The sequence below is a fragment of the Candidatus Nitrosarchaeum limnium BG20 genome (assembly GCF_000241145.1).
GTDB lineage: Archaea > Thermoproteota > Nitrososphaeria > Nitrososphaerales > Nitrosopumilaceae > Nitrosarchaeum > Nitrosarchaeum limnae.
This window is the reverse complement of record NZ_AHJG01000031.1, coordinates 1-825: the sequence shown is the minus strand read 5'-3', so window position 1 is coordinate 825 and position 825 is coordinate 1. Positions and strand designations below refer to the sequence as shown.

Here is an 825-nt window from a genome sequence, read left to right as displayed (position 1 = left end):
CTAACAATTGGAAGTTTCCCAAATTTTTCTTTCCCCATTTGCACCAATGCAATTGCTGCAGGATGAGATGACATCTGTTCAATACTTGCAACATTTCTCAATAGAACATCATAGTCTACTCCATTCAGAGTAATGATCTCATCTATTGTTGGAGTTCCAAGTGTTATAGTACCAGTCTTGTCAAAGACTGCAACTTTTGATTTACCGACTTGCTCTATTGCAGCTCCTGTCTTTACAATAATTCCTCTTTTTGCAGCTCTGCTTATTCCACTAATAATGGCAGTAGGAGTTGCAAAGATCAATGGGCATGGAGTCGCAACTACTAAAACTGCTAAAACAGTTTCAGGATTTTTTGTAATAAACCACCCCAATACACTAATGACAATTACAATTGGTGTAAACCATACTGCGTATTTATCAGCAAGTCTTTGAATAGGTGCTTTTTCTTGCTGAGCTTTTCGTACCAGTTGTACAATTTTTGAGTACTGACTATTGACACTTGTCTTGCTACATGTGATCTTAAATGCATCTCCAACATTAACAGTACCACTAAAAACAGCATTGCCTGATGTTTTTATTTTTGGCAATGGTTCTCCAGTTAATGCAGATTCATCAATTTCTGCAGTCCCTTCTAGAATTATTCCATCCACTGGGATTAAATCTCCAGAACGTACTAAAAGCACATCATCAATTTGGACATCTTCAACTTTGATTTGTTTTATATCTCCATCTTTTTGTAAATTTGCTATTCGTGGAGATCTTGCTAATAATGAATCTAAGGAAAAAGATGCTTTTCTAAATGCATGATCTTCTAATGCACTGCCG

1 protein-coding gene is annotated in these 825 nt (G+C 36.2%); it reads right to left on the bottom strand.

All coding sequences use genetic code 11. The features are described from left to right. On the bottom strand, positions 1-825 hold an 825-nt coding region (locus tag BG20_RS01210; RefSeq protein WP_010189852.1), incomplete at both ends, for an HAD-IC family P-type ATPase.